The organism is Tepidiforma sp. (genome assembly GCF_034433535.1).
In the GTDB taxonomy this organism is placed as follows: Bacteria; Chloroflexota; Dehalococcoidia; order Tepidiformales; family Tepidiformaceae; genus Tepidiforma.
In genome coordinates this window covers 1-6,995 of record NZ_DAOUAO010000012.1, presented here as the reverse complement: position 1 = coordinate 6,995, position 6,995 = coordinate 1, and the positions used below count along the sequence as shown (strand labels likewise).

The following is a 6,995-nucleotide window of genomic DNA, read 5'->3' as shown; positions in this document are numbered from 1 at the left end:
GCTGCGGTGCGGGCGAAGGGGCGGGGGCCGGGCCGCGGGCGGGTGCGGTCGTAGTCGGCGCGGCGGACGGGGTCGCGCAGCACCTCCCAGGCTTCGTTGAGGCGGCGCATGCGCTCGGCGGCGGCGGGGTCGGGGTTGGTATCGGGGTGGTGGGCGCGGGCGAGCCGGCGGTAGGCCGCGCGGATCTCCTCGAGGGAGGCGGTGGCGGCCACTTCGAGCTCGGCGTAGTAGTCGCGCGGTCGGCTCACGCTTTCAGTATCCCACGGCGGCCGCGCGCGTTTGACTGGCCGGTGGGCCAGCGCACTTTCACGTTTGCGTCAAGGTATGATACGGTTGCTGCCGAGGAGGGCATCGAGCGTTGCGCTGGCTCTTGCGTCTTGTCCCGTACCTGAAGCCATACCGCGGGCAGCTGATCCTTGCCTGGCTGTGCGTCCTCGCGGCCGGCTCGTTCGTGATGATCAGCCCGCTGCTGGTGAAATTCGCCATCGACTTCGGCCTGCAGCCGGTGCGTGATGCCGACGGGCGGCTGGTCGGGCTCGACGGCAACGAGCGGCTGCTGATCTTTGGCGCGCTGGCGATCGTGGCGTTCGCCATTGCCCGCGGGGCGGCCGCCTTCGGGCAGCAGTACCTCGGGGAGACGATCGGGCAGTCGGTCGCGTACGACATTCGCAACCGGATTTACGACAACCTGCAGCGGCTGAGCTTCGCCTACCACGACAAGGTGCAGACCGGCCAGATCATGAGCCGGGCGACGCAGGATGTGGAGAACATCCGGATTTTCTTCGCGATGGGGGCGCTGCGGCTGGGCTACATCGTGCTGATGCTGCTCATCTCCATCGTGGGGATGTTCATCATCAACTGGCAGCTGGCGCTGGTCTCGATCGTGTCGCTGCCGATCCTGGCGTGGCGCTCGATTGTGACGAGCCGGCGGCTGCGGCCGATGTGGCTGCAAATCCAGCAGAACCAGGCCGAAATGACGCAGGTGGCAGAGGAAGGGCTCTCGGGCATCCGGGTGGTCAAGGCGTTCTCGCGCGAAGACTACGAGAGCAGGAAGTTCGCGGAGGCGGCGAAGCGGCAGGCGGACCTTTCCTACCAGGCGGCGGTTATCCAGGCGAACAACCAGCCCCTGCTGCAGGGGATTTCGGCGGCGCAGATCGCCACCACGGTGGGCGTGGGGGCGTGGCTCATCTCGCGGGGGTCGCTGCAGGCGCAGGACGTGCTGACGTTCACCCTCTGGCTCAACCTGCTGCAGCTGCCGGTGCGGACCCTGGGCTTCATGATCAACATCATTGCGCGCTGCATCAGCTCGGCGGAGCGGGTGTTCGAGCTGATCGATGCGCAGTCGGCGGTGCAGGAGAAGCCGGGCGCCGTGCCGCTCACCGATGTGAAGGGGCACGTGGTCTTCGAGAACGTGAGCTTCAGCTACGACAACCTGAGCCCGGTGCTCTCGGGGGTGGAGATCGATGCGAAGCCGGGGCAGGTGATCGCCCTGCTGGGCCCGACCGGCTCGGGCAAATCGACGGTCGTGAACCTCATCCCGCGCTTCTACGACGTGACCGAAGGCCGCATCCTGATCGACGGCATCGACATCCGCGATGTGACGATCGAGTCGCTGCGGCGGAACATCGGCATCGTCCAGCAGGACGTCTTCCTGTTCATCGGGACCATCCGCGACAACATCGCCTACGGCCGGCCGGACGCCTCGCAGGAGGAGATCGAGCGGGCGGCGAAGGCGGCGCGCATCCACGACTTCATCGTTTCGCTGCCGTATGGCTACGACGAGTGGGTCGGCGAGCGGGGCGTGACGCTTTCGGGCGGCCAAAAGCAGCGCATCGCCATCGCCCGGACGCTGCTGCTCGACCCGAAGATCCTGATCTTCGATGACTCCACCGCCAGCGTGGACACCCAGACGGAGTTTCTCATTCAGCAGGCGCTGCAGGAGCTGATGAAGGGGCGGACGACGTTCGTGATTGCCCAGCGGCTGCGAACGGTGATGCGGGCCGACCAGATCCTGGTGCTCGACCAGGGGCGGGTAATCCAGCGGGGCACGCACCACGAGCTGATCCAGCAGGAAGGGCTCTACCGGCGCATCTTCGAACTGGAGTTGAAGGACCAGGAAGAGGCGCTGGGGCGGCCGGTCGCGGCCCCGCCTGTCAGCGACGGCGCCGGGCTGGCCGAGCGGATTCGCGAGCGGGTGCGCCGGGGCGAGACGGAAGGGCTGCCGCCGCAGGTGGTGGAGCGGGTGCGCGCGCGGCTGGCGGCCGAGGGCCAGGCAGGAGGTGGTGCCTGATGGGCATGTGGGGCGGCGCAGGCGCAGGCGGCTGGAGCAGCGGCATCGGCGGGCAGCCCGGCGGCCCGATGGGCCGGGCGATGATGGGCCGCGGCGCCGACGGCTGGGACGACGAATACCTCGGCAAGGTCTACGACGCGCAGGTGGTGCGGCGGATTTTGCCGTACCTGAAGGAGTTCAAGGTGCAGGCGGCGATCGCGCTGCTCTGCATGGTCACCTCGGCGCTTTCGAGCTTCGTGCAGCCGCTGCTTATCGGCCTGACCGTTCAGGCCGGCATCAATCATGATACGAAACGGATCGGCATTCTCCTGGGGGTGATGCTCGGGCTGGCGGTGGTCCAGTGGCTGAGCGCCTACACCCAGCAGCTGACCACCGCATGGATGGGCAACCGCATCCTGCTGAAGCTGCGCACCCAGATGTACGACCACATGCAGGGGCTTTCGCTCAGCTTCTACGACGAGATGGAAGTGGGGCGGATGATTTCCCGGCTGACGAGCGACGTGACGGTGATGCAGGAGCTGCTGACGAGCGGTTCGCTGACGTTCTTCGCCGACATCATCGGGCTGACCATCATCGTGGTGGTGCTGCTGAGCATCGACCCGCTGCTGGCGGCGGTGACCTTCGCGATCGTGCCGCCGCTGGTGCTCATCATGGTGTTCTGGGCGCGGCACGCGCGGCAGGCGTTCATCAACGTGCGCATCAAGGTTTCGAACCTGTACGGGACGCTGGCGGAGAACGTCTCGGGCGTGAAGGCCGTGCAGTCGATGTCGCGCGAGAACGAGAACATCCGCCGCTTCGACATCCTGAACCAGGACAACCGGCGGGCGAACATCTGGGCGGCGATGCTGAGCGCGGCGATCATGCCGGTCATCGAACTGGCGGTCGCGATCGCCACGGCGGCGGTCGTGATCGTCGGGGGCTGGAGGGCGCTCAACGCGTCGGACGTCGATGTGGCCCACTTCTTCTTCGTGCTGACGAGTTTCACGCTCTACGTGGGGCGGTTCTTCGACCCCATCCGCGACCTGGTGCTGCAGTACACGATGCTCCAGCGGGCGATGGCCGGCGGCGAGCGCATCTTCCAGGTGCTCGATACCGAGCCGCGGGTGAAGGACCGGCCGGACGCCATCGAACTCGAGGATATCGAGGGGCGGGTGGATTTCGAGGACGTGCACTTCCACTACATCGAAGGGGTGCCGATCCTGCGGGGCATCACGCTGCACGTGGAGCCGGGCGAGACGATCGCGCTCGTGGGGGCCACCGGCGCGGGCAAGACGACGATCACCTCGCTGCTGATGCGCGGCTACGACGTGACGGGCGGCGCCATCAAGATCGACGGGCACGACATCCGCGACATCAAGCGGCGCTCGCTGACGCGGCACATGGGCGTGGTGCTGCAGAACCCGTACCTGTTCTCCGGCACGGTGCGGGAGAACATCGCCTACGGCCGCCCGGAGGCGACGCAGGAGGAGATCGAGCGCGCGGCGAAGGCGGTCGGCGCGCACGACTTCATCATGCGGCTGGAGAAGGGCTACGACACGGTGCTCCAACAGCGCGGGCAGAACCTCTCGGTGGGGCAGCGGCAGCTGATCAGCTTCGCGCGGGCGATCCTGGCGGCGCCGCGCATCCTGATCCTCGATGAGGCGACGGCCTACGTGGACACCCAAACCGAGGTGATCATCCAGCGGGCGCTGCGCGAGCTGCTCAAGAACCGCACCTCCTTCGTGATTGCGCACCGGCTTTCAACCATCCGCGAGGCGAGCCGCATCGTCGTGCTCGACCAGGGCCAGATTGCGGAGATTGGGACGCACGAGGAGCTGCTGGCGAAGGGCGGCATCTACGCCAATCTCTACCGGATGACCTACGAGCAGGAGCAGGCGCGCCAGGCCGCCGCGAACGTCAGCGAGGACGAGGCGTTTGCCTCCCGGCGGCGGGGCGAGGTGCTGGGCAATACGGCGGCGCAGCCGGCGGGCGGCGGGAGTTAGGGTGCGCTAAAGTTCGGGCGCGCGGCTGCCGATATTCCCGGTAGCCTGACCCGAAGGAGGGGATAGCCGGTGAAGAAGTTTTCCTGCGGCGATGTGGTGCCGGGCTGCAAGGCGGCCTGGGTGTTCGATTCTGAGGAGAAGATCCTCGCGGCGGTGGCGAAGCACGCCCGTGAGGACCACGGCATGACGGAGATCCCGGCCGGCCTGGTCGAGCAGGTGCGCCAGCACATCCGGGCGGCCTGAGCCGCGAACACAGCGGGGAGGAACGAGGGCGACGGGCAAAGCTCCGCCGCCCTCGTTGCGTGTCCACGAGGCGGCGTTTCAGGCCGGGCTGGCGGCGGCCAGGCGGGCCAGCGCCTCGACGATGCGCTCGAGGCGGGCGATACCCACCGGGCGGCCGAGGTCATCCACCACCACGAGCGGAGCGAAGCGCTCGTCGGCCGGCCGGGCCATCGCCCGCGGGGCCACATCGGCCAGCGCGCAGGACGGCGTGACGCAGAGCGCGGGGAATCGCCGCTCCTGGTGAACCACCGGGGCAGGCCGGCTATGGTGGTCAACGAGCACCGCCGTCGCGGAGCTCCCGTCGGCCTCCGAGCTGGTCAGCGGGAGGAGAGCCACGGGCTCGAGGACGCTGGCGATCGTTGCGGCGTCCGGATCCTCGGACGGCTGGACGGCGGCAATGGCCTGGCGCACGCCGACGCTGAGCGGCTCGAAGCCCGGCGCGGGGCGGTTGAGCAGGTAGCCCTGGCCCAGCGGGACGCCCATGCGCACGAGCTCGCGCAGCTCGCCCTCGGTTTCGATGCCTTCCGCGATGACCCAGGCGTCGATGCGGGCAGCGAACTGGCCGACCATCTCGACGAGCGTGCGCTTGACCGGGTCGTGGTCCATGCCGCGGACGAAAGCCTGATCGAGCTTGACGAACTGCGGGCGCACGGTGAGGAGGCGCTGGAAGTTCGAATAGCCGGTGCCGGTATCGTCGACGGCGATGAATGCGCCGCGCTGGCGCACCTCGGCGAGGAGCCGATTGAGGTGGTCGGCATCATGCACTTCGGTGTGCTCGGTGATTTCGACGACGAGGCGGGTGAGGTCGTGCTCACCGAGGAGGACGGCGGCGACCTCTTCGTGGGCGAGGGCGGCCGGGTCGAGGTTGACGGTGAGGAAGGTGTTGGGCGGGGCCTCGGCCCGGAGGGCGAGCGCCTGGCGGAGGACGATGGCTTCAAGCTGGGGGCCAAGCCCGAGGCGATAGGCGGCGGCGAACCAGCGGTCGGGGCTGGCCTGGAGCCCGGTGCTGGCGAAGCGGGCGAGCAGCTCGAAGCCGGCGGTCAGCCCGCGGGCGAGGTCGATGATCGGCTGGCGGTAGAGCTGGATGCTGGAGGGGTCGCGGAGCGTGCGGGCGATCGCCTGCTCCCACACGAGGGTGCCCGGTTCGCTATACATTACACCTCTGGGTTTCGACCCGGTGCGGATTCGCCTGAAGTGGCGGGGTTCGCAACGCCGTTGTGCTTCACGATGAGGACGCGGTCCACGCGGCGACCGTCCATGGCCATCACGCGGAACTGGTAGCCCGGGACATCGACGCGGTCGCCGACACGGGGGATGCGGCCGAGGCGGGCCATGATGAAGCCGCCGACGGTGTCGTAATCCTCATCGGCGAGGTCGGCGCCGGTGGCATCTTCGATGTCGGCGATGAGGGCGAGGCCGGAGACGAGGAGGTTGCCGGCGGGCAGGGTGCGGACCGGTTCGGTGTCGCGGGTGCCGCCGCCCAGCCAGCGGCCGAGCAGGCGGTAGAGGACTTCATCGGCGGTGAGGATGCCGCTGGTGCCGCCGTGTTCATCGACGAGGACGACGATCTGGACCTGCTTCGCGCGCATCGCCTGGACCGCGACCTCGACCGAGACGGACTCGGGGATGGCGACGGCCGGGCGCACAAGGTGGCGCCACGAGGTTTCGCCCCGGCGGACGAGGGTGACCAGGTCCTTGACTTCGAGGATGCCGACGATGTGGTCGAGGCTCTCTTCGTAGACGGGGTAACGGGAGTGGTGGTGGCGTTCGACCAGTTCGAGGATGTCATCGAGGGTAGCCGAGGCTTCGATGGCGACGACCTCGGTACGGGGGACCATGATCTGGTCGGCCTGGATGGCGCTGAATTCGAGGGCGCGGCGGGCGAGCATGAGTTCGCTGGTGGAGAGCAGGCCGGCGCGGGCGGAGGCTTCGATGACGAGCTCGAGCTCCTCGGGGTCGAGCGACTCCGCCTCGGCGCCGGCGGGTCGGATGCCGAGCAGGCGCACGACGAGCGCGCCGGAGCGGTGGAGGAACCAGACGAACGGCCGGAAGACGCGGGAGAAGAGGAGGACGGGCGGAGCGACCACGAGCCCGACCTGCTCGGTGCGGGCGAGCGCGATGGACTTGGGTGCGAGCTCGGCGAAGATGATGACGACGGCGGTGACCAGCAGGAAGGCGGCGACGGTGGCGACGACGCCGGCGGTGCGCTCGGGGGCCCAGCCGAAGGCGCCGGCGATGGCGGGCTCGATGAGGCCGGCGAGCACGGGTTCGCCGATCCAGCCGAGGGCGAGGCCGCACATGGTGATGCCGAGCTGGGTGCCGGCGATGGTGGCATCGAGGTTGCGAAGCGCGCCGAGGAGGAGCCGGGCGCGGGCCTGGCCGCCGGCGGCGAGCTGCTCCACGCGGGTGCGGCGGACGCCGACGAAGGCGAATTCGGCGGC

The 6,995-nt window shown here is 68.8% G+C and carries 6 protein-coding genes; 3 read left to right on the top strand and 3 right to left on the bottom strand.

Annotated elements, in window-relative coordinates:
• A partial coding sequence (locus tag VAE46_RS00745; protein ID WP_322794989.1) for a DnaJ domain-containing protein occupies positions 1-248 on the bottom strand: 248 nt, incomplete at its 3' end.
• A gap of 110 nt (positions 249-358) precedes the next feature.
• Between VAE46_RS00745 and VAE46_RS00740 the strand changes: the two genes are divergently transcribed.
• The 3 genes from VAE46_RS00740 to VAE46_RS00730 all read left to right on the top strand — a co-directional run bounded on the left by VAE46_RS00740 (position 359) and on the right by VAE46_RS00730 (position 4,515).
• A complete protein-coding gene (locus VAE46_RS00740) occupies positions 359-2,290 on the top strand; it encodes an ABC transporter ATP-binding protein (protein WP_322794988.1) in 1,932 nt (643 codons plus the stop codon).
• Positions 2,290-4,272: an ABC transporter ATP-binding protein gene (locus tag VAE46_RS00735; protein ID WP_322794987.1), complete on the top strand. Its 1,983-nt coding sequence runs from the start codon at positions 2,290-2,292 to the stop codon at positions 4,270-4,272. The genes VAE46_RS00740 and VAE46_RS00735 overlap by 1 nt, the downstream gene beginning before the upstream one ends.
• Before the next feature lie 69 nt (positions 4,273-4,341).
• Complete coding sequence (locus VAE46_RS00730) at positions 4,342-4,515, top strand: DUF1059 domain-containing protein (RefSeq protein WP_322794986.1); 174 nt, start codon at positions 4,342-4,344, stop codon at positions 4,513-4,515.
• A 78-nt stretch (positions 4,516-4,593) separates the two neighbouring features.
• Here the strand turns inward: VAE46_RS00730 and VAE46_RS00725 are convergent, their stop codons facing one another.
• Positions 4,594-5,709 (bottom strand): EAL domain-containing protein, encoded by a 1,116-nt coding sequence (locus VAE46_RS00725; RefSeq protein WP_322794985.1) that lies wholly within the window; start codon positions 5,707-5,709, stop codon positions 4,594-4,596.
• A partial coding sequence (locus tag VAE46_RS00720) for a hemolysin family protein (RefSeq protein WP_322794984.1) occupies positions 5,709-6,995 on the bottom strand: 1,287 nt, incomplete at its 5' end. The genes VAE46_RS00725 and VAE46_RS00720, both read right to left, overlap by 1 nt.

Excerpts from the sequence above, each read along its gene's own strand:
- VAE46_RS00735 (WP_322794987.1), top strand. The coding sequence starts at position 2,290 with ATGGGCATGTGGGGCGGCGCAGGCGCAGGCGGCTGGAGCAGCGGCATC.
- VAE46_RS00725 (WP_322794985.1), bottom strand. The coding sequence starts at position 5,709 with ATGTATAGCGAACCGGGCACCCTCGTGTGGGAGCAGGCGATCGCCCGC.